The organism is Streptomyces sp. NPDC047130 (genome assembly GCF_040643475.1).
Classification (GTDB): Bacteria; Actinomycetota; Actinomycetes; order Streptomycetales; family Streptomycetaceae; genus Streptomyces.
The window spans coordinates 368,624-393,579 of record NZ_JBEYUK010000004.1 but is presented as its reverse complement, the minus strand read 5'-3'; the positions used below and the strand labels follow the sequence as shown (position 1 = coordinate 393,579).

Genomic DNA, 24,956 nt, shown 5'->3' with positions numbered 1-24,956 from the left:
CGGCGAACAGGTGCGCGATACAGCGCGTCGGGTCAGGGCGCGGTGCGCCGGTTCCGCCGCTGCCACGCATACCCCGCCGCGGCCAGGATCAGCGTCAGCGCACCGGTGGAGAGGACCTGGACGCGGGTGCCGGGCTCCAGCAGCATCAGTACGAAGATCGTGACGATGCCCGCCGCGGCGACCCAGGTGAGCCACGGGAAGGCCCACATGCGGACGGTGAGCCGGCCGGGCTCCTCGCGCTCGAGCCGGCGGCGCAGCACCAGCTGCGAGGCGGCGACGAACAGCCAGACCACCAGGATGACCGCGCCGATCATGTTCAGCAGCCAGGGGAACACGTCGTCCGGCCGCCAGTAGCTGAGCAGCACGCAGAGGAAGCCGAAGCCGGAGGAGGCCAGCACCGCCGGGCGCGGCACCCCGCGGCGGACCCGTCCGAGCGCCTTGGGTCCCTGGCCGCGGCGGACCAGGGAGTAGACCAGGCGGGAGGCGGTGTAGATGTTGGCGTTCATCGCGGACAGCAGCGCGATCAGGATGACCACGTTCATGATCTGGCCGGCGCCGGGGATGCCGAGGGTGTCCAGCGTGGCCACGTAGGGGCCCTTCTCCACCAGGTCGGGCGAGTTCCACGGCACCAGGAGCACGATCACGGCCATGGAGCCGATGTAGAAGAGGCCGATCCGCCACATCGCCGTGCGCACGGCGCTCGCGACGCCGCGCACCGGGTCCTCGGACTCGGCGGCGGCGACGGTCACGGACTCGATGCCGCCGTAGGCGAAGACGGAGGCCAGCAGGCCGATGATCAGGCCCTGCACCCCGCCGGGCATGATCTCGGACAGGGCCGCGGTGTTCGCGCCGTCGCTGCCCGGCAGCAGCCCGGCGACGGCGAGCACGCCCAGCACCAGGAAGGCGACGATGGCGACCACCTTGAGCGCGGCGAACCAGAACTCGAACTCGCCGAAGTTCTTCACGGCGGCCAGGTTGGTGCCGGTGAAGATCACCATGAAGAGCGCGACCCAGAGCCACTCCGGAGTGCCCGGCAGCCAGCCGGTCACGATCTTCGCCGCTCCGATGCCCTCCAGGCCGACGGCGGTGGTGAGCATGACCCAGAACGCCCAGCCGGAGGTGAAGCCCGCCCAGGGGCCTATCGCACGCTCCGCGTGCGAGGAGAAGGAGCCGGAGGAGGGGTACGCGGCGGAGAGCTCGCCCAGCATCCGCATGACCAGCATGACCAGCAGGCCGGAGATCGCGTAGGCGATCACGATCGACGGGCCGGCGGCGGCGATGCCGGCGCCGGATCCGACGAACAGGCCGGCGCCGATGACGCCGCCGAGGGCGATCATCGACAGGTGACGCTGCTTGAGCCCGTGGCCCAGGGAGCCGGACTCGGGCGCGGGCGCGGACGGATCGGACGGGGTGACCGCCGACGACGTGGCGGACGGCGTGCCGTCCGGGGACGCCGAGGCCTCGGGGGTGGTGCGTGACATGCAGCGAGTCTGGCCGATGCCGGCCCGGCCCAGGGCGTCGGACCGGAATGCGAACGACCACAATTCGGAGGGTGAGACTCCGTTTACCGTTCGGGGTCGTTTGGCGGGTTCCCACAAGCCCCCGAGGTGAGCAGCGTCACTCTTCGTCCTGCTCGGGGACGGGTAATTTGTGCGATGCCGACGACGACGTCGTTCCGGCCTTTGTCGAGCACGGACGGTGAAGCCGTCGAACGCTCTGGGATAGCGTCGTCGTGTTCGAACAAGTCCGGTGTCGCGCCGGCGCTTGCCGAACCGGCCCGAGCCCGACCCACCACCTCGCGGAGAGACCTATGAGCACCGCCGCCGCCCCCGCCCGCTCCGGGCGGGTCCTCGCCGATCTGCTGCCCGCCTCCCGCGTCCGGGACGCCGCCCTGGTCCTCGGCGGCGCCGTGCTGACCGGCGTGGCCGCCCAGATCGCCGTGCCGATCCCGGGCTCCCCGGTCCCGGTGACCGGCCAGACCTTCGCCGTGCTCCTCGTCGGCAGCGCGCTCGGCGCCGGGCGCGGTCTGCTCTCGATGGTGCTCTACCTGCTGGCCGGCATGGCGGGCGTGCCGTGGTTCGCCGAGGGCGTCTCCGGTGTCGCCGCGCCGTCCCTCGGCTACGTCTTCGGCATGGTCGTGGCCTCGGCGATGGTGGGCGCGCTGGCCCGCCGCGGCGCCGACCGCACCCCGCTGCGGATGGCGGGGACCATGCTGCTGGGCTCCGCGGTGATCTACGCGGTGGGCCTGCCGTACCTGTCCTTCGCGCTGGACCTCTCGGCGGGCGCGACCGTGGCGGCCGGCCTCACCCCGTTCCTGCTGGGCGACGTGCTGAAGGCGGCGCTGGCCATGGGCGTGCTGCCCACCGCCTGGAAGCTGCTCGAGCGCCGCTGACCGGACCACCGGCCCGCGAGGAAGGCCCCGGCTCCCGAGGAGCCGGGGCCTTCCGCTGCGCGCGCCCTCATTCTGCGAACGATGTGCAATAAGGTGGGGCGCAGGAAACGGCGGGCCGTCCTGCCGCGGTCGTCTTCTCACACGTACGGCAGGACGGCCGGTCCTCCGGCGCGCGGCCGTCGGACAGGGGTGGGCCGGACCAGGTCGCCACGGACCAGGCCGGGCGGACCATGTCGGGCCGGGTCGGACGTGGCGGGGTCGGACGTGGCGGGGGTCAGACCAGGTTGGAGAAGTCCGGGCCCTTGGTGCGGGTGCGCTTGATCTCGTAGAAGCCCGGTACCGAGGCCACCGCCAGGGTGCCGTCCCACAGCCGGGCCGCCTCCTCGCCCTGCGGGGCGGGGGTGACGACCGGGCCGAAGAAGGCGATCTGCTCGCCGTCCGCGCCGGGAACCGCGATCACCGGGGTGCCGACCTCCTGGCCGACCTTGTCGATGCCTTCCTTGTGCGAGGCGCGCAGCTCGGCGTCGAAGGCGAAGTCCTCCTGGTCGTGGTACTCGATCAGCTCGGCCGGCAGGCCCGCGTCGGCCAGCGCGGCCGCCACGGTCTCGCGGGTCACGCCCTCGTCCTGGTTGTGGAAGCGGGTGCCGAGCGCGGTGTAGAGCGGGCCGAGCACGTCCTGGCCGTGCTTCTGCCAGGCGGCCGTCACGACGCGGACCGGGCCCCATGCCTTCTCGGCGAGCAGCTCCCGGTACTCCGCCGGGAGTTCGTCCAGCTTGTCCTCGTTGAGCACGGCCAGGCTCATCACGTGCCAGCGCACCTCGACGTCCCGGACCTTCTCGACCTCCAGCATCCAGCGGGAGGTCATCCAGGCCCAGGGGCACAGCGGGTCGAACCAGAAGTCCACCGGAGTCTTGGCGGTGGTCTCGGACATGGCGCTCCTCAGGTGCGAGTGACGGTGTTCTGTGGGGTCTTCACTGCGGCGTTCACGCGGCGTTCACCGCGGTCCTGCGTGCGTGCTTCCTCGGAGACGCCAACACGCCGCCGCGGCCCCGGATTCCCGCATGACCCTCCCGAGTGCCCCGTGCGAGGATCGTGACCGGTCAGGACACCCCCTGATCACCACCATGGCCAGACCCGGAGGAGACGACCCTTGCCCGGTGAGAACCTGTCCCGCGAGGAGGCCCGCGAGCGGGCCGCGCTGCTGTCCGTCGACGCCTACGAGGTGTCGCTGGACCTGCGCTCGGCCCTCGGCGAGGCCGAGGGCGACGGCCCGCGGACGTTCCGCTCCGTCACCACCATCCGCTTCCGCTGCGCCGAACCGGGTGCGAGCAGCTTCGCGGACCTGATCGCGCCGAGCGTCACCGCGGTCTCCCTGAACGGGCGCGACCTGGACCCGGGCGCCGTCTTCGACGGTTCGCGCGTCCAGCTCGAGGACCTGGCCGCCGAGAACGAGCTGATCGTGGACGCGCGGTGCGCCTACTCGCGCACCGGCGAGGGCATGCACCGCTTCGTCGACCCCGAGGACGGCGAGGTCTACCTCTACACCCAGTACGAGCCCGCCGACTCCCGGCGCGTCTTCGCCAACTTCGAGCAGCCCGACCTCAAGGCGCCCTTCCGGTTCGAGGTCCGCGCCCCCGAGGGCTGGACGGTGTGGAGCAACGGCGCGGGCGAACTCACCGACGGCGTCTGGCGGTTCGCGGAGACCAAGCCGATCTCCACGTACATCACGGCGATCGTGGCCGGCCCCTACCACTACGTCACCGACAGCTACAGCCGTGAACTGCCCGACGGCACGCGGCTGGAGATCCCGCTGGGCGCGATGTGCCGCAAGGGCCTGGCCCCGTACTTCGACGCCGACGACATCTTCCTGATCACCAAGCAGGGCCTGGACTTCTTCCACGAGCACTTCGACTACCCGTATCCGTTCGGGAAGTACGACCAGGCCTTCGTGCCCGAGTACAACCTCGGGGCCATGGAGAACCCGGGCATGGTGACCTTCCGCGAGGAGTACATCTACCGCGGCAAGGTCACCCGGACCTCCTACGAGCGGCGGGCCACCACCATCCTCCACGAGATGGCCCACATGTGGTTCGGCGACCTGGTGACCATGGAGTGGTGGGACGACCTGTGGCTCAAGGAGTCCTTCGCGGACTTCATGGGGACCTTCTCCCTGGTCGAGGCCACCCGGTTCACCGACGGCTGGATCAGCTTCGCCAACATGCGCAAGGCGTGGGCCTACCGCGCCGACCAGCTGCCCTCCACCCATCCGATCACCGCGGACATCCGGGACCTGGAGGACGCCAAGCTCAACTTCGACGGCATCACCTACGCCAAGGGCGCCAGCGTGCTCAAGCAGCTGGTGGCCTACGCGGGCCGGGACGCCTTCCTCGAGGGCGCCCGCCGCTACTTCAAGCGCCACGCCTACGGCAACACCCGGCTGGGCGACCTGCTCACGGTGCTCGGCGAGACCAGCGGCCGGGACATGACCTCGTGGGCGAAGGCCTGGCTGCAGACCGCGGGCGTGAACGCGCTCACCCCGCAGGTGCTGCTGGGCGGCGACGGCACGGTCGAGGAGCTGGCGGTGGTCCAGGAGGCCGCCGAGTCGCACCCGACGCTGCGGCCGCACCGGGTCGCGATCGGCCTCTACCGCGTCGACGGCGGCGAACTGGTCCGCTACGCGCGGGCGGAGGTCGACGTGGCCGGGGCACGGACGGTGATCGGCGAGCTGGCGGGCGCCGACGCCCCGGACCTGGTGCTGGTCAACGACGACGACCTCACCTACTGCAAGGCCCGCTTCGACGAGACCTCGCTGGCCACCCTGCGCGAGCACCTGGGCTCGCTCACGGACCCGCTGGCGCGGGCGCTGTGCTGGTCGGCGCTGTGGAACATGACGCGGGACGGCCTGCTGCCGGCCCGCGAGTTCGCGGCGCTGGTGGACCGGTTCGGCGGGGTCGAGACGGAGATCGGCGTCCTGCAGATGCTGCACGCCTGGGTGCGGACCGCGCTGGTGCGGTACGCGGCGCCGGTGTGGCGGCCGGAGGGTGAGCGGCTGCTGGCCGACTGCGCGCTGCGGGAGCTGCGGGCGGCGGAGGCGGGCAGCGAGCACCAGCTCGCCTGGGCCCGGTTCCTCGCGTCCGTGGCCTCCGGCGAGGGCGAGTTCGCGCTGCTGCGGGGGCTGCTGGACGGCACCGAGAAGATCGACGGCCTGGAGATCGACCAGGAGCTGCGCTGGGACTTCCTGGAGCCGCTCGCCGCGCACGGTCTGGCCGACGAGTCGGTGCTGGCCGGGGAGCGGGCCCGGGACAACACGGCCTCCGGCGAGCGGCGGCAGACGCTGTGCCTGGCGGCGCGGCCGTCGGAGGCGGTCAAGGCGCAGGCCTGGGCGGCGGTCGTGGAGTCCGACGCGCTGTCCAACGCGCTGGTGGAGGCCACGATCGGGGGGTTCGCGCAGCCCTCGCAGCGGGGGCTGCTCGCGCCGTACGCGGAGAAGTACTTCGCGATGATCGAGCGGGTGTGGGCCGAGCGGTCCATCCAGATCGGGCAGCACCTGGTGTCGGGTCTGTACCCGTGGCTGCAGGACTCGCCGGGGACGCTGGAGGCGACCGACGCGTGGCTGTCGGCGCACGAGGACGCCGCCCCGGCGCTGCGACGCCTGGTGCTGGAGGCGCGGGACGACCTGGCGCGTGCGCTCCGTGCGCAGGAGTGCGACGCGGCGGCCTGATCCCGGCCACGCGGCCCGCGCGGACCCCCGCCGCGCGGGCCCCGCACGGATGCCACCGCCCCGCACCGGTGGCTCCGCCCCGCGCCGCGCGACGGCCCGCGAGGCGCGCGACGCGCGCGCCGCGGGAACCGGCCGAGCGGCGCCAGGGCCGCGACCCCACCGGGCCGGGACCGGGGCCGCGGCCCCACCGGCCCCGGGCCGGGGCGCGGGCCAACCGGCCCGGGGTCGGGGGCGCCCCGTGGGAGGGGCGCCCCCGGGGGTCACCGGGAGGCGGCGGCTGCCTCGTCGGCGGCCTGGGCGCGCAGGGCGCGCTCGACGCCCGCGCGGGACTCGGTGACCACGCGGCGCAGGGCCGCGTTCGGCTCGGCGGAGCCCAGCCACTCGTCCGTGCGGGCGAGGGTGTCCTCGGAGACCTGGATGCCCGGGTAGAGGCCCACCGCGATCTGCGAGGCGAGCTCGAAGGAGCGGGACTCCCAGACGCCCTTCAGCGCCTCGAAGTACTTCGCCGTGTACGGCGCCAGCAGCTCCCGCTGCTCGCTCTGGACGAAGCCCATGATCACGGCCTCCTGGACCGCGTTCGGCAGCTTGTCGGACTCCACGACGGCCGCCCACGCCTCGGCCTTGGCCTGCTCCGTCGGCCGGGCCGCACGGGCCGTGGCCGCGTGCCGCTCGCCGGCCGCCGTGCGGTCGCGCTCGTACTCGGCGGCGATCTCCGCCTCGTCGAACCGGCCGGTGGCCGCCAGCCGCTGGACCAGCGCCCACCGCAGCTCCGCGTCGACCGCGAGGCCGTCGACGCTCTGCGAGCCGTCGAGCAGCGCCTCCAGCAGGTCGAGCTGCTCCGGCGTGCGGGCGGCGTCGGCGAAGGCGCGGGCCCAGGCGAGCTGGTGGTCGCTGCCCGGCTCGGCGGACCGCAGGTGCGCCAGCGTGGCGTCCGTCCAGCGGGCCAGCAGCGCGTCCCGGTCGGCCGGGGCCGCGTACGTCTCCAGCGCCAGCTTCAGCTGCCGGTGCAGCGACTGCACCACGCCGATGTCGGACTCCTTGCCGATGCCGGAGAGCACCAGCTCCAGGTAGTCGCGGGTGGCGAGCTCGCCGTCGCGGGTCATGTCCCAGGCGGAGGCCCAGCACAGGGCGCGCGGCAGGGAGGACTCGAAGTCGCCGAGGTGCTCGGTGACGAAGGCCAGCGACCGCTCGTCCAGGCGGACCTTGGCGTACGACAGGTCGTCGTCGTTGAGCAGGACCACGTCCGGGCGGGCCTTGCCGGCCAGCTGCGGGACGGCGGTGAGCTCGCCGTCGACGTCCAGCTCCAGGCGCTCGGTGCGCACCAGCTTGCCGCCGGCCGCGTCGAGGGAGTAGAAGCCGATCGCGATGCGGTGCGGGCGCAGCAGCGCCTCGCCCTTGGCGCCGGCGGGCAGCGCGGGGGCCTCCTGGCGGACCGCGAAGGAGGTGATGACTCCGGCCTCGTCGGTCTCGACCTCCGGGCGGAGGATGTTGATGCCGGCCGTCTCCAGCCACTTCGTCGACCAGTTCTTCAGGTCCCGGCCGGAGGTCTCCTCCAGGGCGCCCAGCAGGTCGGCCAACCGCGTGTTGCCGAAGGCGTGCCGCTTGAAGTAGGCCTGCACGCCGCGGAAGAACTCGTCCTCGCCGACGTACGCCACCAGCTGCTTCAGGACGCTGGCGCCCTTGGCGTAGGTGATGCCGTCGAAGTTGACCATGACGTCTTCGAGGTCGCGGATGTCCGCCATGATCGGGTGGGTGGACGGCAGCTGGTCCTGCCGGTACGCCCAGGTCTTCTCGGAGTTGGCGAACGTCGTCCAGGCGTGCGGCCAGCGGGAGCCGGGGGCGGCGGCCTGGCAGGCGACCGAGGTGTACGTCGCGAACGACTCGTTCAGCCAGAGGTCGTTCCACCACTCCATGGTGACCAGGTCGCCGAACCACATGTGGGCCAGCTCGTGGAGGATGGTCTCGGCGCGGCGCTCGTAGGCGGCGTCGGTGACCTTGGAGCGGAAGACGTACTGGTCGCGGATGGTGACCGCGCCCGCGTTCTCCATGGCGCCGGCGTTGAACTCGGGCACGAAGAGCTGGTCGTACTTGGCGAACGGGTACGGGTGGTCGAACTTCTCCTCGAACCACGCGAAGCCGAGGCGGGTGACCTCGAAGATGTGGTCGGCGTCGAGGTGCTCGGCGAGCGACGGGCGGCAGTAGATGCCGAGCGGGACCGTCCGGCCGTCCTTCTCGTAGGTGCTGTGCACCGAGTGGTACGGGCCGGCGATCAGTGCCGTGATGTAGGACGAGACCCGGGGGGTCGGCTCGAAGGCCCAGACGCCGTCCTTGGGCTCCGGGGTGGGCGAGTTGGAGATCACGCTCCACCCGGCGGGGGCCTTCACGGTGAACTGGAAGGTGGCCTTCAGGTCGGGCTGCTCGAAGGAGGCGAAGACGCGGCGCGCGTCCGGTACCTCGAACTGCGTGTAGAGGTAGGTCTGGTCGTCGACCGGGTCCACGAAGCGGTGGAGGCCCTCGCCGGTGTTGGTGTAGGCGCAGTCCGCGACCACGCGCAGCACGTTCGGGCCCTCCAGCAGGCCGGGCAGCGCGATCCGCGAGTCCTGGAACACCTCGGCCGGGTCCAGCGCGTCGCCGTTGAGGGTGACCTCCTGGACGGTGGGCGCGACCAGGTCGATGAAGGAGTCCGCGTCGCGCGCGGACCGGAAGCGCACCGTGGTGACGGACCGGTAGGTCGTCTCCCCCTCCGGAGCGCCGGAGATGTCGAGTTCGATCTCGTACGAGTCAACGGTGAGCAGCTCGGCCCGCTGCTGTGCCTCTTCGCGGGTCAGATTGGTGCCAGGCACGCGGTCATCTCCTCGTTATGCGTAGGTTGCGCCATCCTTCCACGGGGTCCGGGCTCCGCGCGATCAGGTAGTTCCGCCTGTGGAGAACCGCACGGAAGCGGACCGAAACGGACGCGGTTCCTGTGGACGGGCCAGGGCGAACGCCGCGAGGCGGTCACCCGTGCGGGTGACCGCCTCGCGGGACGGGAAGGCTGCCGGCTACTTCGCGGAGAGCTCCTCGGCGACCAGCTCGGCGATCTGGACGGCGTTGAGCGCGGCGCCCTTGCGGAGGTTGTCGTTGGAGACGAACAGCGCGAGGCCGTTCTCCACCGTCTCGTCGCGGCGGACGCGGCCCACGTACGACGGGTCCTGGCCGGCCGCCTGGAGCGGGGTGGGGATGTCGGTGACGACCACGCCGGGGGCGTTCTCCAGCAGCTCGACGGCGCGCTCGGGGCTGAGCGGCCGGGCGAAGCGGGCGTTCACCTGGAGGGAGTGGCCGGTGAAGACCGGGACGCGCACGCAGGTGCCGGACACCTTCAGCGCGGGGATCTCGAGGATCTTGCGGGACTCGTTGCGGAGCTTCTGCTCCTCGTCGGTCTCGTTGAGGCCGTCCTCGACGAGGTTGCCGGCGAAGGGGAGCACGTTGAAGGCGATGGGCCGCTTGTAGACGTCCGGCTCGGGGAACTCCACCGCGGAGCCGTCGTGGGCGAGCTTGTCGGCCTGGTCGACGACCTTGCGGACCTGGCCGTGGAGCTCGGCGACACCGTTCACGCCGGAGCCGGAGACGGCCTGGTAGGTGGTGGCGACCAGGGCCTCCAGCCCGGCCTCGGCGTGCAGCACCTTCAGCACGGGCATGGCGGCCATCGTGGTGCAGTTCGGGTTGGCGATGATGCCCTTGGGGCGGTTCGCGACCGCGTGCGGGTTGACCTCGGAGACGACCAGCGGGACCTCGGGGTCCATGCGCCAGGCGGAGGAGTTGTCGATCACCACGGCGCCCTGGGAGGCGACCTTCTCGGCCAGCGCCCGGGAGGTGGCGCCGCCCGCGGAGAACAGGACGATGTCCAGGCCGGAGTAGTCGGCGGTGGCGGCGTCCTCGACCGTGACGCCGTCCAGGTCACGGCCCGCGGACCGGGCGGAGGCGAACAGGCGCAGCTCGGTGACGGGGAAGTTCCGCTCCGCGAGGATCCTGCGCATGACCGTGCCGACCTGTCCGGTGGCTCCGACGATTCCGACCCTCACGGTACGACTCCCTTACGTGTCTGTGTGCGGACCGCGCGTGGTGTGGTGCGCGATGTCCGGTTTCCATCATGCGGCGGCCACCGGGTGGCCTGTCCAATCCTTTGCCCGCCCTCTCGCCGGCCGGACACGGACCGCGGGGTGTGACCGGCGGCGATCCTGCGGTGCCTACCCGCCGCCCCGTACACGAATCCTGCGATCGGGGCCCGGAGGCGGAAGCCCTGCGGAGGGCGGACGGCGATGTGACGAACGCCATTTTCCGGCCGCGGCGAACGTTTCCGCGCCGTCCGGCGTCGTAGGGGGGACGGGGTGTGACGGGAGGGGCGGCGTGCTGCGCGGACGGGTGCGGTTCTCGGGCAGGGCGGGGGCGGACCCCGCCGACCCGCTCGAGCCCGAGCAGGAGCGGCGGGTGCGCGCGGTGCTGGCGCTCGGCGGGGTGCCGCAGGCGGATCTGCCGGACGGGGTCCAGCACGTGCGGCTGCGGCTGCTGGAGCGGGCCGCGGCCGGCAAGGAGGCCCCGCGGGACGTGTCCGCGTGGGCGGCGGTGGTGGCGTCCAACTGGGCGATGGACTGGCACCGCGCCCGCCGCCGTCAGGAGCGGGTCGGGGAGCGGCTGGCGTCGCTGCGGCCCGCCGAGCAGCCGTCCGGGGAGGAGTCCAGCGTGCTGGCGCTCGCCGTGGCGCACGGTCTGGACGAGTTGTCCGACACCCAGCGGCAGGTGCTGACCCTGCGGTTCTACGCGGACCTGGCGGTCCGGGACATCGCGGCGGAACTGGGGGTGCCGGAGGGCACGGTGAAGAGCCGGCTGCACAGTGCGGTGCGCGCCCTGCGCGCCCGTCTGCACGACGACGAGGTGGTGTGAGGATGCCCGCCGGATACGAGGACGACCCGCTGCTGGCGGTGCTCGCCGGGGAGCCCCTGCCGCCGGACGCGGATCCCGCGGCGCGGGCCGCGCACGAGGCGGCGCTGGAGGACGTGCGGCTCCTGCGCGGCGCGCTGCGGGAGATCGGCGACACGCTGGCCGCGGAGCCCGTGCCGGTCCCGGCGCCGGAACCCCGGCCGGTCGCCGCGGCCCCGGCGCGGGTGCGCCGCCGGGCGGGGCGTCGCGCGGCCGGGCTGTGGGCCGCCGGGCTCACCGCGGCGGCGGCGGTGTTCACCGGCGTGATGTACGTCGGCGCGCTGGGCGGAGCCGGGTCCGACGCGAGCTTCTCGATGGACGGGGCCAAGTCCGCGCCGGAGGGCGCGCCGGGGCGGAGCGACGAGAAGGCCGCCGCGCCGGAATCCACCGCCGACCGGCCCCGCGTCGCCTGCGCGAGCCTGGCGGTCCAGGGGACGGTGGTGAGCGTGCGGCCGCTGACCGAGGGCTCGGTGCGGGTGGTGCTGGAGGCCGAGCGGTACTGGGCTCCCGAGCAGGAGGCCGCCGACGCGCCCACCGCCGTGGCCGTGCTCCCGGAGTCCGCCGGCGCGGAGCTCCGCCCCGGCACCCGCGCCCTGGTCGCCCTCACCCCCGGCGCCGCCTGGTGGGCCACCGGCGACCGCCTCACCACCGAACTCGAGGAACTGGACGCCCCGCACCCCGAGCCGGACGACCGCCCCTGCCGGTGACACCGGCGCCCTGCCGGAGGCACCCGGGCACCGGGCGGGCCGCCTCAAGTTCCCCTCAGCCTGGGCGAGGGGACGCTCACCGTGCATGTCGAGCCGGTCGGCCTCGCCCTTCCCCAGCGGTGCGTCGGCCACGAGGTCACCGAGACCCTCCACCGCTTCGACCTGAGCATGCCCGTCGAGGGATCGGTGCGGGTGGAGGCGCCGTCCGGCGTCCGGTGGGCGCTGACCGTGGCCCAGTGATCCGCCGTGGACCGGTGGGCCGCCGTGGACCGGTGGGCCCGGGCCGGAGCCGAGGCCGGGGGTAAAGCAGGGCGGGCGCCCGTTGCCGGACGCCCGCCCCTCCTGGTCATCGGTCGAGGACTACTCGACGACCGTGCCGATCTTCACGCTGCCGACGCCCGCGGGGGTGCCGTTGGCGTTGACGAGCTGGACCTCGCCGAAGAACTCGCGTCCCTCGGGGGCCTGCGCGCCGACGGTGACGGTGCCCGAGAAGGACGCCGTGCCGCCCTCGGCGAGCTTGACCGCGGTGTCGTCCACCGCGACGGTGCCGAGCGCCTCGGAGAAGAACACGTCGAGGTAGTCGTAGGCGGTCGATCCGCTCGGGACCGAGTAGCCGTCGACCTCGACGGTGTAGGTGCCGGCCGCCGGGTTCTTGACGGACACGGACTCCTCGGAGTCACCGTCCGCCGAGGCGCCGACCTGGGTGCCGGCCGCGTTCTTGACCACCAGGTCGAGGTCCGCGGCGGTGTCCGAGACGTTGCCGATGGCGACGTTCAGCGCCTCGGCGCCCGCGGGCACCTCGACGGTGAAGGTCTGCACCTCGTGGTTGGCGATGGTCGGGCGGTCCGTCTTGGAGGAACCGAGCGACCCGCCGACCAGCTTGCCCTCGAAGGCGGCGAACTTGTTCTCGACCGTCCACTCGGCCGCGGCGGGCTCGCCGACCTTGGCCTCGGGGATCTCCAGGGTCTCCGGCTCGAACGTGGCGCCGAGCATGGTGACGTCCAGCTCGTACGGGTTGTTCAGCAGCGGCGAGGTGCGCCGCGACTCGACCTCGATCTCCCAGACGCCCGGGGTGGGCGCGTAGAAGCGGGCCCCCGGCTTGCAGCCGCCGTCGCCGCCCGCGTAGTTCGGGTAGCAGTTGACGGTCGACGTCGGGTCGGACGGGACGCCGTACGGGTGGATCGAGATGAAGCGGGTCTGGCTGCCCTCGGCGAGGCCGCCGAGCGCGACCTCGAGCGAGGTGGCGCCCTCGGGAACGGTCACGAAGTAGGACTTGTGGCTGTTCCGCTGGACGGAGCCCTCGGCCGAGAAGGAGTGCTTCAGCTCGGAGGCGGCGATCACGGAGGTCATGATCTGCTTGTCGACGCCCTCGGTGAACGGGTCGTTCACCTCGAGGATCGCGCTGTGCATGCCCAGCGAGCCGGGCTTCGCGGCGACCTTGACGGTGACCGGCTTGTTCAGCGGAAGGAGGACCAGCCCGCTGCCCACGATGTCGAAGGTGCGGCCGTGGTTGTTCTTCAGCGACAGCTTGTGCAGCACGCTCGCCTTGGAGCCGGAGGTGCGGGTGACGACGATGTCGTACACCTTGCGCTCGCCGACCTTGACGCCGCCCTCACGGTCGTACAGGCCGGTGCCGAAGCCCGGCTCGGCCAGCGCCCAGTCGATGTTGGTGTCGACCGGGGCCTTGACCGTGTAGTCGTGGGCCTTGGCGTTGTCCTTGATGGACTCCCAGGCGTCGACGATGTCGATCAGGCCGGAGCCCTGCTCGTAGGCCTGGACGCCGGGGATCTGGTTCGCCGTCGAGGTCAGCGCGGTGCGCAGCTTCGCCGGGGTGAGGTCGATCCGCTTCTGCTTGGCGGCGCTGATCAGCAGCGCGGAGGCGCCGGCGGCCTGCGGGGAGGCCATCGAGGTGCCCTGCAGCATGGAGTAGCCGGGCGGCAGCGCGTAGCCCGCCTCGGCGACCGGGCCGCCGGGGGTCCAGGTCTGGCTGGCGTTGATCGCCGCACCCGGGGCGGAGATGGTCGGCGTGAAGCCGCCGTCCTCACGCGGACCGCGCGAGGAGAACGGCATCATCGCGTAGGACTTCTCCACGGCCGAGCCGTAGTTGGCGGCCCAGGTCTCCTTGGAGATGGTGGCGCCGACCGAGATGACCTTGTCGGAGAGGGCGGGGTCGCCGATGGTGTTGACGCCGGGGCCGGAGTTGCCCGCGGAGATCACCAGCTGGACGCCGTACTCGTCGATGAGGCGGGTGTAGAGGCGCGAGCGGTCGTTGTCGCCGTTGTTCAGCGCCGGGAGGCCGCCGATCGACATGTTGACGATGTCGACGCCGCGGTTGACGACCAGGTCCATCATGCCCTCGGTGAGGGCGACGGCCGTGCAGCCGCCGGTCCAGGTGCAGGCGCGGGAGGAGACCAGCTTGGCGCCGGGGGCGGCGCCGTCCATCTTGCCGCCGAACAGGCCGTTGGCGGCGGTGATGCCGGCCACGTGCGTGCCGTGGGTGGACTCGATGACGCCGATGTTGACGAAGTCGCGCTTCTGACCGATCCAGGTGCCCCCGTAGGGGTCCATGGGCACGTCCTTGCGGATCTCCACCACGAACGGCTGGCGCTCGGCGACGGCCGTGTCCGGGTTGTCGGTGCCGAACCAGCCGACCTGGTGGTCCTCCTTGTACGGCTTCATCACGGTGTCGTCCGTGAAGTCGCCGTTGTTGTTCAGGTCCACGGTGACGGTGCCGGCGTCCGCGTCGTACAGCAGGCCCCACCGGTCGGTGGTGTCGCCGTCGCGGTTGGCGTCGCCCGCGGCGTCGCCGCCGGCGGTGGAGGACTCGCTGAACATCTGGACGCTGTAGTCGCCCGCGGGAGCGGTCCAGGTGCGGCCGCCGTAGGTGAAGGACGGGCCCGAGACCGGGTTGACCATCGCTCGCCAGGTGGCGTCGCTGTCCACGATCGGGTCGGTGGCGGTCACCCAGTCGACGATCTTGCGCTCGCCGGTGGTGGTCTTCTGGAGCGCCGGGTGGCTCAGGTCCACACCGGAGTCCAGGATGCCGATGGTGACGCCGCGGCCGTCCGCCTTCGGGTTCTTCTTCACGAAGTCGACGGCGCCCGTCTCGTGGGACGGGTTGTACGGGTTCTTCGCCGGGGTGCTCGCGTCCGGGGCGGGGTAGCTGCCGGTCGCCTCGGCGCCGGAGCTCTTCTTGCCGGCGTCCGGGCGCGGGTCGTCCAGCTTGATCTCCTTGTCCAGGTCGATGCCCTGGACGGAGGAGAGCTTGGCCGCGGCCGCGATGGCCGCCTCAGCCTTGCCGGTGGGGAGCGTGGCCCGGACGTAGCCGAGCTTGTCGTAGGACTTGCCCACGGAAGCGCCCTTGACCGCTTCGAGCTGCTCGGCGACCTTCTCGGTCTGCCCGGGCTCGGTGATCACCATCATGGTGACGTTCTTCTCGCCGTCGGCCTGGGCCTGGGCGAGGAGTTCGGCGTCTTCCGAACCCAGCTTGCCGTGGGCGGACTTGCCCGCCGCGGGCTGGTCGGCGGCCGGAGCGGCCTCGGCGGCGAAGGCCAGGGGTATCGGCCCGGCCGCGGAGAGCGCCGCCACCAGACCCGCGGCGACGGCTATCCGTGCCGCACGTCTCGCGCCCGATATCTGGGTGCGCTCGGGATGAGAGGTCATCGGTTTCCCTTGCGAGTGAAGGAAAGTGAGGAGGGCGTATCACGCGGGCGGAAACGCCCGGGATCGCCGACGTCCGGAAAAAGGTCCGGATGACCGCTCAGCTTTGCCTATGAGTCCGGAGTTTGGGGAGAGTTGCCCGAGGCGTATTGCTGCCATGGCGTAAAACCGCCACGCCGTGTGACTGGCGTGTCGGGTGTGACGGCGCTTCCGGCCGGCGCCTCCCGGCGCGGCGTCGGCCCCGTTCGCACCGCCGGGGTCGGAGCCCTGCCGTAACGTCTGGGTATGCATGAGGAGTTGAGGGTGGCGGCCTACGCCGTCTGCGTGCGGGACGACCAGGTGCTGCTGGCGCGGTGGGTCGCGGGGGACGGGACGAAGCGGTGGACGCTGCCGGGGGGCGGCATGGACCACGGTGAGGACCCGTACGACACGGTGGTGCGGGAGGTGGAGGAGGAGACCGGCCACACGGTCGAGCCGGTGTCGCTCCTCGGCGTCGACTCGGTCCGCCGGTCGTACCCCCGGCGGCTGGGCGCGCGGGCCGACTTCCACGGGCTGCGGGTGGTGTACGAGGCCCGGATCACCGGGGGCACGCTGCGCAACGAGGTCGGCGGCTCCACGGACATGGCGGCGTGGCATCCGCTGGACGCGGTGGAGGACCTGGAGCGGGTCGAGCTGGTCGACGTGGGCCTGCGGCTCTGGCGCGAACGCCCCCGCACCGGCCACCTCTTCCGCGCCGAACGCCCCACCAGCGGCTAGCGGTCGGCGGTTCCACCGGGCGCGACCGCCCGGGGGCGACCGTGCGCGGGCCCTCGCTGCGGGGGGGGGCGCGGATGCGGGGGGCGGGGGCGGCCCTGCCCGGGCCCTCGCTGCACGGGGCGTGGCTGCGCGGGCGTGGCTGCCCTGGCGCGGCTGCGCGGGCCTGGCTGCGCGGGGCGTGGCTGCGCGGGGGGCGGGGGCGCGGGGGCGGGGGCGACCCCGCCCGGGCCCTCGCTGCACGGGGCGTGGCTGCACAGTGTGTCTGCCCCAGGTGTGGCTGCGCGTGGGCCTGCCTGCGCAAGGCGCGGCTGCCTGGGGGCGACCGTGCCCGGGCCTCGCTGCCGGGCATCGTCACGCGGACACCGCCGCTAGGCATCGTGACCGCACGGACATCACCGAGCGGGCACCGCTGTGCGGGTATCACCGCGAGGGCGGGACTGCCGGGGTATCACCGCGAGGGCGGGACCGAGCGGGCCCAACTGCATGGGCCGAAGTGGGTGAGCCGGAGTGCACGGGCCGGAGTGGGCACGCCTGAGTGCGCGGACCCAACTGCGTGGGCCGAAGTGAGCAGGCCGGAGTGCACGGGCCGAGATGCGCGGGTCGAAATGCCCAGGCCGGAGCGCACGGACCCAACTGCGTAAGCCGAAATGCCCAGGCCGGAGCGCACGGACCCAACTGCGTAAGCCGAAATGAGCGGGCCGGAGTGCGCGGGCCGGAGTGGGGTGGGCCCAAGAGCCCGGGCCGAAGTGGGGCGGTGCCGGCGCGGTGTGGCCCGCGCGGGGACCGGGCGCCCGCGGAAGGGTCGCACCCGCGGGCGTGCCACCGACCGGCACCGGCGGGCGCAGGCCCTCACCTCCGTACGGCGCGGGCACCGGACTCCGCCGGGCCCCCGGTGACGAGGCGGGCTCCCGCGGCGGCCCGGGGAGACCACTGGCCCGCCACCGTCGCCGCGAGCGCCACCGCCATGCCGGCGACCTGCACCGCCGTGAGGGATTCGCCGAGGAACCCCCACCCCAGCACCGTCGCCGTCAGCGGCGACAGCGGCACCAGGAACGTGACGCCGGTCGCGGTCATCCGCCCCGTCCCGCGGAACCACAGCCAGTACGCCAGCGCCGTGTTGACGAGCGCGAGGTACCCGTACCCGGCGACCCCCGCCGCGTCGATCGCCGGCGGCGCGCCCTCGACGGCCACCGCGAGGGGCGCGATCACCAGCCCGCCCGCCGTCAGCTGCCATCCCGTCAGGGCCAGCGGGCCGGCCCCCGCCGGCCTCCCCCACCGCTTGCCCAGCACCGTGCCCAGCGACATCGCCCCGGCGGACCCGAACGCCGCGGCGACGCCCACCGCGTCCACCGAGCCGAGGCCGGGGACCATCACCAGCGTCACCCCGGCCACCGCCACCAGCCCCGTCACCACCGTCCGGGCCCGCACCCGTTCGGACAGCAGCACCGCTCCGAGACCGGCCACCAGCAGCGGGCCCACCGACCCGGCGACCGCGGCCATCCCGCCCGGCATCCGGTAGGCGGCGAGGAACAGCAGCGGGAAGAACGCGCCGATGTTCAGCGCCCCCAGTACCGACGCCCGCCACCACCAGTCGCCCCGGGGCAGCACCCGGGTGACCGCCAGCAGCAGGAGCCCGGCGGGGAGCGCCCGCACCAGCGCCGTGAACAGCGGCCGGTCCGGCGGAAGGAACTCCGTGGTCACCAGGTAGGTGCTGCCCCAGAACACCTGGGCCAGCCCGGTGGCCGCGACCGTGCCCGCCGCCCCCGTCACGCCTTCGCCGCCTTCGCCTGCGCCGGTCCGGCGACCGGACCGACCGGACCGACCGGACCACCGGGATCGACCGCATCGGCCGCGTCGACAGCACCGACAGCACCGACAGCACCAACAGCACCAACAGCACCAACAGGCTCGACCGCATCGACCCGCACCGCCGTCTCGGGCAGTCGGCGCTCCACCGCCACCAGCAGCCCCGCCGCCACCAGCGAGGTCCCGATCAGGAAGACCCACGGCACCCGCCCGTCCACCGCCAGCAGCGTGGTGAACAGGACGGGGGCCAGCGCCTTCCCCAGCGACCAGGAGAGCTGGTACACGGCCATGTACCGTCCCCGCACCGCGGGCGGCGCGGCGGAGACCGCGAGCATGTCCGCGGCCGGACTGTGCACCAGTTCGCCCGTCGTGTAGACCACCACCCCCGCGATCAGCGCCGTCACCAGCACCGCCGACGAGTCCGGCCGGGCCACCGCCAGCGCGAACTGCGCCAGGAACCCCGCCGCGAACAGCAGCGAGCCCAGCGCCGCCGCCCGGGTCCGCCGCGCCCCGCTGCGCCGCACCAGGCGCCCTACGTACGTCCCGGCCGTCGCGCAGAGCACCGTGTTGACGGCGAAGGAGACGCCGGTGAGCGCGTCGGGGCCGCCCAGCGAGACCACGAAGAGCGGGAACAGCACCGACAGCGCCGTGTAGCTGAGGACGTTGAAGAAGTTGGCGCCGGTGAGCACCAGGAACGGACGGTCCCGCAGGATGCGCCGGTAGCCCGGTGCCGCGCCCTGTTCCGCCTCCGCGCCGGTCTCCTCCGCCCGCACCGGTCGCACCGCGCTCAGCAGGTACGCCGCGACGGCGTAGGACGCCGCGTTGGCCAGCGCCGTCCAGGTGTATCCGCCGGGGCCCACCAGGCCGACGACCAGGGAGGCGATCAGCGTTCCCGCGCCGAGCCCGGCGTTGCCCACGGCCCGCAGGGCGGCCTGCAGCCGGTCCCGGTCGGCGCCCCGCGCCACCTCGCCCACCAGCACCGTCTGGACGCCGACGTAGGCGCGCTCGGCGGTCACCGTCAGCAGCGCGACGCCCGCGAACGCGCCGAGCGAGTCGGCCAGCGGGTAGGCCAGGAAGCCGGTGAACCGGACGGCGTGGAAGACCATCAGCATCCGCCGCGCCCCGTAGCGGTCCACCGCCGTGCCGATGAACGGGACCAGCCCCATCCCGCCGAGGCCCGCCAGGGTCAGCACGGCCCCCACCACCGTGTAGGAGAGCCCCGTGACGTGGTGGAAGAACACCAGGCTGAACGGGATGTACATCCCGGAGCCGACGCCGTTCACCACCGCGGAGGCGGTCAGCCGCCGCTCCCCCGGCACCCGGCGCCCCGTCGTCCCGCCTCCGGCTCCGCCCCTGCCCCTGCCCCTGCCCCTGCCCTCACGCATGCCGCATTCCCCGCCCGATCCCGTCAGGACTACCCCTTGCCGGGAAGTAGCTTAGCCGTAAGCTACTTACTTGCGAGCTGCTTTTTGGTCAGAAACCGTTCCGACGCCGATACTCGGCACATGAGTACTCGTGAGCCCGGGCGCGGAGATGCCGTCGACGCCATCATCGAGCAGTGGAACCGGGAGCGGCCCGATCTCCGGACGCCGGGGATGGAGATCTTCGGGCGGATCTACCAGCTGTCCCGCGCGATGGGCGAACGGACCGAGAAGGCGTACGCGGCGTACGGCATCTCCCGCGGGGAGTTCGACGTGCTGGCCACGCTCCGGCGGGCCGGGGAGCCGTACACGCTGGCGCCCCGGGAGCTCTCGGGCACGCTGATGCTCACCACCGGAGGCATGACGGGCCGGCTCGACAAGCTGGAGAGGGCGGGGCTGCTCAGCCGCTCGCCCGACCCCGACGACCGGCGGGCGCTGCGGGTCTCGCTCACCGAGCGGGGGCTGGCCCTGGTGAACGAGGCGGTGACGGCAGGTCTGGCGGTCCAGAACGAGGCGGTGAGGGCGGCGCTGGACGAGGACGGGGCGGCCGAACTCGCCGCGCTGCTGCGGCGGTTGCTGGCCGCCACGGAACACTGACGAACCCCGCCCCGCCGCCCGCGCCAAGGGCCCGAGCACCGGAGGGCGCCGCGCACGCGAAGGGCCCGAGCACCGCAAGGCCCCGCGCACGCGAAGGGCCCGCCCGCTCGTTCGGCGGTGACGGGGGCCCGGACCCTCGCCGCGAGCGCGCGTCACCCCACGTGGATGTCCAGCGCCTCCCGCACCCGCTCGGCGGTGGCCGCCTCCGCGGCCCAGGCGACATGGCCGTCGGGGCGCACCAGGACCGCCGTGTCGCGCGGGGCGGCCCACCGCTCGACCGCCAGGCGCGCGCCCCGCGGCGCGACCTCGAGGCCGGGCGGCGCCAGCAGGACGAACCGGCCGCCGCGCAGGGCCTCGTAGAGCCGGCCCCCGCTCGCCAGCGGCACGTCCGGCACCCGGGCGCCGACGGAGCGGTGGGCGCCGCGCGGCCGGCGGTAGCGGATGCCGACGCCGCTGACCATGGCGGTGCCGCGCCGCCGGAGCGGGCCCACCCGGTCGGCCGTGGCCAGCACGGCGGCCCGCAGGGCGCGGCTCGCCGGGCCGTGGGCCAGCGCTCCGCGGATCAGGGCGCCGCTGGCGAGCAGGACCATCCGCCCGACCGGGTGCCGTTCCGCGTGGTACGTGTCGAGCAGCGCCTCGTCCGCGTGCCCGCCGAGCACGGCGGCCAGCTTCCAGCCGAGGTTGGCGGCGTCCTGCAGGCCGGTGTTCATGCCCTGCCCGCCCGCCGGGGAGTGCACGTGCGCGGCGTCGCCCGCCAGGAGGACCCGGCCGACCCGGTAGGCGGGCACCTGGCGTTCGTCGCTGTGGAAGCGGGACATCCAGCGCGGGTCGTGCATCCCGAAGTCGCTGCCGAGCGCCCCGCGGACGATCTCCCGGACCTCCTCGAGGCCGACCGGGTCGCTGTCCGGGCGGTCGTTCCCCCGCCGCCAGCCGGTCATCCGGTGGTAGCCGTCGCCGAAGGGGGCGAGCAGCGCGAAGCCGTCCGGCCCGGCGTCGGCGGTGAGCGCCGAGCCGAGGTCCTCGGCGAGCCGGACGTCGGCGAGGACCAGGGAGCGGATCACCGAGCGGCCCGGGAACGGCAGTCCCACCAGGCGGCGGACGGCGCTGTGCGCGCCGTCGGTCCCGACCGCGTAGGCGGCGCGCAGCTCCTCGGTGCCCCGGTGGGTGGCGACCTCGAGCGTCACCCCGTGGTCGTCCTGGCGCAGGCCGGTCACCTCGGTGTCGTGGGCGAAGCGCACCCCCGCCTCGACGGCCCGCCGCTCCAGCAGGCGCTCCACCTCGTACTGCGGGACGACCAGCACGTACGGGAAGCGGGTGGGCAGCGGGCCCAGCCCCAGGGTGAGGCCGCCGAAGAGCCGGAGGTCGCGCAGCGGGCGGCCGATCGCGGCGAGCTCGTCGGCGAGCCCTCGCGCGTCGAGCTGCTCCAGGGTGCGGGCGTGCACCACCAGGGCGCGGGAGAGGTTGCTGATCCCGTGCGGCCGCTTCTCGACGAGCGTGACGGGGACGCCCGCCTCGGCCAGGTCCCCGGCCAGCAGCAGCCCGGTGGGGCCGGCGCCGACGACGGCCACGGAGCGGGCCGGGTCGTCGTGGTCGCGTTCGGTGGTGCCGTGCATGGCGGTCATGGTGGCCTCCCGAATCGGTGGCACAGGGGCGACCTGGTAGGTCAACACCTGTTGGCCAACGCTTGTTGACAACGCTAGAGGCGCAGGTCTGGACGGTCAACACTCGTTGGCCTACGTTTGTTGACATGACCGAGAACAGTCCGCAGAGTCCCCCGGCGGCCCCCGCCCCACCGCCCCCGCGCCGTTCGGACGCGACCCGCGCGGCGATCCTCGAGGCGGCCGTCGCCCGGTTCGCGGCGGACGGCTACGAGCGCGCCACCATCCGCGCCATCGCCCGGGACGCGGGCATCGACCCGGCCATGGTGATGCGCTACTACGGCAACAAGGAGGGGCTGTACCGGGCCGCGTCGGAGATCGATCTGCGGATGCCGGACTTCGCCGACGTGCCCCTCGAAGGGGCCGGCGAGGCTCTGGTGCGGCACTTCCTCCACCGCTGGGAGGAGGACGGCACCCTGGCCGCGATGATCCGCGTGGGGCTCGCCTCGGGGCTGGACGGGGGGCGGCAGCAGGCCCTGCTGGCGGGGCAACTGGGTCCGGCGGTGGCCCGGTTCTGCGCCGACCCGGCCGAGGTGCCGCGCCGCACGGCCCTGGTGGCGTCGCAGGTCCTCGGCATGGCGGTGCTGCGGTACCTGGTCGAGGTCCCGGCGGTCACGGCGATGAGCCGCGACGAGATCGTGGCCTGGCTCGCGCCGACGGTCCAGCGCTACCTCACCGAGGAGTCCCGCCCGCCGGAGGCCGGACCGGCACCCCGCACCAGCCCTTCGGGGTGAACGCACGACGAGGGTGCCGTCCGCGCGCCAGGACGTCCGCCGTGGCGCGAGGGCGGCACCCTCGTCGATCTGCCGGTGTGCCGGCCGGGGATCCGGACGGCCGACCGGGTCAGGAGTTCTTGGTCCGGATGTTGGTCGACGTCACCCGGTGCTCTTCCTTGGACTTGTCCAGGACCATCACCGCGCCGGCGATCGCCGCGAACAGCACGAGCGGGGCGACCACGAAGAGACCCAACGTCTCGACGACGCTCAGGCCGGTCCCGGGGTCGTCGCCGTCGTCGCGCACCAGCGCGAACGCGGGGGACGACATGAGCAGCATCATCAGCGTCGTGCCGGCGGCCAGGGCGCCGGTGCGCAGGGCGTTCTTCTTGTCCACGGCGCCCAAGGTACCCAACCCGGCGCGGGCCCGCGCGGCCGGGGTGCCGTACGGCCGCGCGTGTCAGCCTCACGGGTCCTGACGGGGCGGCTCCTCCAGGCCCGCCAGCAGCGCGTGCAGCCGGGGGGAGGAGGAGAGCTCCTCCAGGGTGACGGGGCGGCACTCGCCGTCGGCGACCGGCAGCCGCCAGTTGGGGTACTCGTCGGAGGTCCCGGGCACGTTCTGGGGCCGCCGGTCGCCCACCCCGTCGGGGAGCCAGACGCCGACCAGGCGGGCCGGGGTCCGCCACAGGAAGCGGTGCAGGGCCAGGATCACGTCCTCCTCGCGGGTGCCGTCCAGCAGTCCGCGCCGGTCCAGTTCGGCCAGCCACTCGCCGAGTTCGGCCGCCGCCTCCTCCCGCTCGCGCTCCACCGGGCGGGTGAGCAGGCCCAGCCGTGCCCGCAGGTCGACGTGGTCGTGGGCGATCCGGGAGGCGGTGGGCGGCAGGTCGTGGGTGGTGACGGTGGCCAGGCAGTCGGAGCGCCAGCTCTCCGGGGCGAGGGGGCGGCCGTCGCTCTCCCAGCCGCGCTCGAACCAGAGCACCGAGGTGCCCAGGACGCCCCGCTCCCGCAGCGCCTCGCGGACGCCGGGTTCCACCGTGCCGAGGTCCTCGCCGATGACGGCGGCGCCGGCCCGGTGCGCCTCCAGGGCGAGCACCGCCAGCATGGCCTCGGCGTCGTAGTGGACGTAGGTGCCCTCCGTGGGCGGGCGGCCCTGGGGGACCCACCAGAGGCGGAAGAGGCCCATCACGTGGTCGACGCGGAGCGCCCCGGCGTGTCGGAAGCAGGCGCGCAGCAGGTCGCGCAGCGGGGCGTACCCGGTCTCGGCGAGCCGGTCGGGCCGCCAGGGCGGCAGGCCCCAGTCCTGGCCGCGGGCGTTGAACGCGTCGGGCGGGGCGCCCACCGACATGCCGGTGGCGAAGCAGTCGCGCAGCGCCCAGGTGTCGGCGCCGCCGGGGTGGACGCCGACGGCGAGGTCGTGGATCAGGCCCACGCCCATCCCGGCCTCGCGCGCGGCGCGCTGGGCGCCGGCGAGCTGGTCGTCGGCGAGCCAGGTCAGCCACCGGTGGAGGTCGACGCGGTCGGCGAGTTCGCGCCGGGCCCTGGCCGTCTCCGGGGACCTGGGGTCGCGCAGCCGCTCGGGCCAGCGGTGCCAGTCGGGGCCGTGCACCTCGGCGAGGGCGTTCCAGGTGGCGTGGTCGTCCAGGGCGCGGCCCTCGCGGGCCAGGAAGCCGGAGTAGGCGGCGCGGCGGCCGGGCGCGAGGGGCACCGTGCGCAGCAGTTCGAGGGCGCGGCGCTTGAGGTCCCAGACGGCGTCGCGGTCGATCAGCGCCTCCTTGGCCAGCACGCCCTCGCGCAGCCGGGCGGCCTGTTCGGCCAGGGCCCGCAGGCGGGTGCGGTCCTCCTCGGTGACGTGGGCGTACTCGGGGATCTCCTCGACGCGCAGGTACACGGGGTCCGGGAAGCGGCGGGAGGAGGGCCGGTAGGGCGAGGGGTCCACCGGCGGTCCGGGGACGCTCGCGTGGAGCGGGTTGAGCTGGACGAATCCGACGCCCAGGGCGCGGCCCGCCCAGCCGGCCAGGTCGGCCAGGTCACCGAGGTCGCCCATGCCCCAGGAGCGGTGGGAGAGCAGCGAGTAGAGCTGGACCATCAGTCCGCGGTGCCGGCCCTCGACGCCGGGCGCGCGGTCGGGGGCGACGATCAGGTGGGACTCGCCGGTGCGGCCGTCGGGCGCCGTCACGGTGAGCCGGTGGACGCCGTACGGGAGGCCGTCCAGGCCGTGGCGGGCCTCCCCCTCCTCCGTGACCACGCGGACCACGGTCCCCTCGGGCAGGGCGGGCAGCCCGCGCGGCGTGAGCACCACGGTGGGGGGCAGCAGGCGCCGTGCCGTCTCCGCCTCCCGCGCCGCCAGGGCGGCGGCCGGGTCGGCCGTGTCCACGCCCAGCGCGGCGAGCGCTGCGGTCACCGCCTCCGCCGGCACGGTGACCACGCGGTCCGGCGCGGGCCGGTACTCGGTCGCCACCCCGTACAGCTCCGCCAGCCGCGCCAGCGGCTCCCCCGGTACCGGTCCGGCCACGGTTCCTCCTCGATGAGGTCGAGCACGCCCTGACAGTGGCTACCCAACGAGGCCCGC

The 24,956-nt window shown here is 73.8% G+C and carries 18 protein-coding genes; 8 read left to right on the top strand and 10 right to left on the bottom strand.

Going from position 1 to position 24,956, the window contains the following annotated elements; all coding sequences use genetic code 11:
* Positions 1-32: 32 nt before the first annotated feature.
* Entirely contained in the window at positions 33-1,481 is a 1,449-nt protein-coding gene (locus tag ABZ836_RS09035; RefSeq protein WP_361140834.1) for an amino acid permease, read from the bottom strand.
* 329 nt (positions 1,482-1,810) lie between these two features.
* On the opposite strand from ABZ836_RS09035, the gene ABZ836_RS09030 reads away from it, so the two are divergent.
* Complete coding sequence (locus tag ABZ836_RS09030) at positions 1,811-2,392, top strand: biotin transporter BioY (RefSeq protein ID WP_356136433.1); 582 nt, start codon at positions 1,811-1,813, stop codon at positions 2,390-2,392.
* A gap of 274 nt (positions 2,393-2,666) precedes the next feature.
* Here ABZ836_RS09030 and ABZ836_RS09025 read toward each other — a convergent pair whose 3' ends face one another.
* Positions 2,667-3,323: a DsbA family protein gene (locus ABZ836_RS09025; RefSeq protein WP_361140831.1), complete on the bottom strand. Its 657-nt coding sequence runs from the start codon at positions 3,321-3,323 to the stop codon at positions 2,667-2,669.
* Between the two features lie 219 nt (positions 3,324-3,542).
* On the opposite strand from ABZ836_RS09025, the gene pepN (ABZ836_RS09020) reads away from it, so the two are divergent.
* A complete protein-coding gene (gene pepN, locus ABZ836_RS09020; protein WP_361140829.1) occupies positions 3,543-6,113 on the top strand; it encodes an aminopeptidase N in 2,571 nt (856 codons plus the stop codon).
* Between the two features lie 260 nt (positions 6,114-6,373).
* Here pepN (ABZ836_RS09020) and pepN (ABZ836_RS09015) read toward each other — a convergent pair whose 3' ends face one another.
* Both pepN (ABZ836_RS09015) and ABZ836_RS09010 read right to left on the bottom strand, forming a co-directional pair.
* On the bottom strand, positions 6,374-8,956 hold the full coding sequence (gene pepN, locus ABZ836_RS09015; RefSeq protein WP_361140827.1) for an aminopeptidase N: 2,583 nt from the start codon (positions 8,954-8,956) through the stop codon (positions 6,374-6,376).
* A 198-nt stretch (positions 8,957-9,154) separates the two neighbouring features.
* Complete coding sequence (locus tag ABZ836_RS09010; RefSeq protein WP_361140825.1) at positions 9,155-10,174, bottom strand: aspartate-semialdehyde dehydrogenase; 1,020 nt, start codon at positions 10,172-10,174, stop codon at positions 9,155-9,157.
* Positions 10,175-10,499: 325 nt separating this feature from the next.
* Here ABZ836_RS09010 and ABZ836_RS09005 point away from each other — a divergent pair, with 325 nt between their 5' ends.
* From ABZ836_RS09005 to ABZ836_RS08995, 3 genes are all read left to right on the top strand, one after another.
* Positions 10,500-11,033 carry a sigma-70 family RNA polymerase sigma factor gene (locus ABZ836_RS09005; protein WP_356136443.1) on the top strand — a complete coding sequence of 178 codons (534 nt, stop codon included), beginning with the start codon at positions 10,500-10,502 and terminating at the stop codon, positions 11,031-11,033.
* Positions 11,034-11,035: 2 nt separating this feature from the next.
* Complete coding sequence (locus ABZ836_RS09000) at positions 11,036-11,776, top strand: hypothetical protein (RefSeq protein ID WP_361140823.1); 741 nt, start codon at positions 11,036-11,038, stop codon at positions 11,774-11,776.
* An 81-nt stretch (positions 11,777-11,857) separates the two neighbouring features.
* Positions 11,858-12,016 carry a hypothetical protein gene (locus ABZ836_RS08995; RefSeq protein ID WP_361140821.1) on the top strand — a complete coding sequence of 53 codons (159 nt, stop codon included), beginning with the start codon at positions 11,858-11,860 and terminating at the stop codon, positions 12,014-12,016.
* A 120-nt stretch (positions 12,017-12,136) separates the two neighbouring features.
* On the opposite strand, the gene ABZ836_RS08990 is transcribed toward ABZ836_RS08995, so the two are convergent.
* Positions 12,137-15,439, bottom strand: a complete 3,303-nt coding sequence (locus ABZ836_RS08990) for a S8 family serine peptidase (RefSeq protein ID WP_361140819.1) — start codon at positions 15,437-15,439, stop codon at positions 12,137-12,139.
* A gap of 282 nt (positions 15,440-15,721) precedes the next feature.
* Between ABZ836_RS08990 and ABZ836_RS08985 the strand changes: the two genes are divergently transcribed.
* Positions 15,722-16,192 (top strand): NUDIX hydrolase, encoded by a 471-nt coding sequence (locus tag ABZ836_RS08985; RefSeq protein ID WP_361140817.1) that lies wholly within the window; start codon positions 15,722-15,724, stop codon positions 16,190-16,192.
* 849 nt (positions 16,193-17,041) lie between these two features.
* Here ABZ836_RS08985 and ABZ836_RS08980 read toward each other — a convergent pair.
* The gene (locus ABZ836_RS08980) at positions 17,042-17,962 is read right to left on the bottom strand and encodes an EamA family transporter (RefSeq protein ID WP_361140815.1); all 921 of its coding nucleotides are present in this window, start codon (positions 17,960-17,962) and stop codon (positions 17,042-17,044) included.
* Complete coding sequence (locus ABZ836_RS08975; RefSeq protein ID WP_361140813.1) at positions 17,959-19,383, bottom strand: MFS transporter; 1,425 nt, start codon at positions 19,381-19,383, stop codon at positions 17,959-17,961. The genes ABZ836_RS08980 and ABZ836_RS08975 overlap by 4 nt, the downstream gene beginning before the upstream one ends.
* A gap of 120 nt (positions 19,384-19,503) precedes the next feature.
* Between ABZ836_RS08975 and ABZ836_RS08970 the strand changes: the two genes are divergently transcribed.
* On the top strand, positions 19,504-20,016 hold the full coding sequence (locus tag ABZ836_RS08970) for a MarR family transcriptional regulator (RefSeq protein WP_361140811.1): 513 nt from the start codon (positions 19,504-19,506) through the stop codon (positions 20,014-20,016).
* Positions 20,017-20,168: 152 nt separating this feature from the next.
* Here the strand turns inward: ABZ836_RS08970 and ABZ836_RS08965 are convergent, their stop codons facing one another.
* Positions 20,169-21,629: an FAD-dependent monooxygenase gene (locus ABZ836_RS08965; RefSeq protein WP_361140880.1), complete on the bottom strand. Its 1,461-nt coding sequence runs from the start codon at positions 21,627-21,629 to the stop codon at positions 20,169-20,171.
* A gap of 134 nt (positions 21,630-21,763) precedes the next feature.
* On the opposite strand from ABZ836_RS08965, the gene ABZ836_RS08960 reads away from it, so the two are divergent.
* Positions 21,764-22,408 (top strand): TetR family transcriptional regulator, encoded by a 645-nt coding sequence (locus ABZ836_RS08960; protein WP_361140809.1) that lies wholly within the window; start codon positions 21,764-21,766, stop codon positions 22,406-22,408.
* Between the two features lie 109 nt (positions 22,409-22,517).
* Here the strand turns inward: ABZ836_RS08960 and ABZ836_RS08955 are convergent, their stop codons facing one another.
* Both ABZ836_RS08955 and malQ read right to left on the bottom strand, forming a co-directional pair.
* Complete coding sequence (locus ABZ836_RS08955; protein WP_356136459.1) at positions 22,518-22,784, bottom strand: hypothetical protein; 267 nt, start codon at positions 22,782-22,784, stop codon at positions 22,518-22,520.
* A gap of 69 nt (positions 22,785-22,853) precedes the next feature.
* Positions 22,854-24,899 carry a 4-alpha-glucanotransferase gene (gene malQ, locus ABZ836_RS08950; protein ID WP_361140807.1) on the bottom strand — a complete coding sequence of 682 codons (2,046 nt, stop codon included), beginning with the start codon at positions 24,897-24,899 and terminating at the stop codon, positions 22,854-22,856.
* Between the last annotated feature and the right edge of the window lie 57 nt (positions 24,900-24,956).

Bases quoted from the DNA above. Each gene is read 5' to 3' on its own strand.
- ABZ836_RS09035 (WP_361140834.1), bottom strand. From the start codon at position 1,481: ATGTCACGCACCACCCCCGAGGCCTCGGCGTCCCCGGACGGCACGCCG.
- ABZ836_RS09030 (WP_356136433.1), top strand. From the start codon at position 1,811: ATGAGCACCGCCGCCGCCCCCGCCCGCTCCGGGCGGGTCCTCGCCGAT.
- ABZ836_RS09025 (WP_361140831.1), bottom strand. From the start codon at position 3,323: ATGTCCGAGACCACCGCCAAGACTCCGGTGGACTTCTGGTTCGACCCG.
- ABZ836_RS09000 (WP_361140823.1), top strand. From the start codon at position 11,036: ATGCCCGCCGGATACGAGGACGACCCGCTGCTGGCGGTGCTCGCCGGG.
- ABZ836_RS08990 (WP_361140819.1), bottom strand. From the start codon at position 15,439: ATGACCTCTCATCCCGAGCGCACCCAGATATCGGGCGCGAGACGTGCG.
- ABZ836_RS08985 (WP_361140817.1), top strand. From the start codon at position 15,722: ATGCATGAGGAGTTGAGGGTGGCGGCCTACGCCGTCTGCGTGCGGGAC.
- ABZ836_RS08975 (WP_361140813.1), bottom strand. From the start codon at position 19,383: ATGCGTGAGGGCAGGGGCAGGGGCAGGGGCAGGGGCGGAGCCGGAGGC.
- ABZ836_RS08970 (WP_361140811.1), top strand. From the start codon at position 19,504: ATGAGTACTCGTGAGCCCGGGCGCGGAGATGCCGTCGACGCCATCATC.
- ABZ836_RS08965 (WP_361140880.1), bottom strand. From the start codon at position 21,629: ATGCACGGCACCACCGAACGCGACCACGACGACCCGGCCCGCTCCGTG.
- ABZ836_RS08960 (WP_361140809.1), top strand. From the start codon at position 21,764: ATGACCGAGAACAGTCCGCAGAGTCCCCCGGCGGCCCCCGCCCCACCG.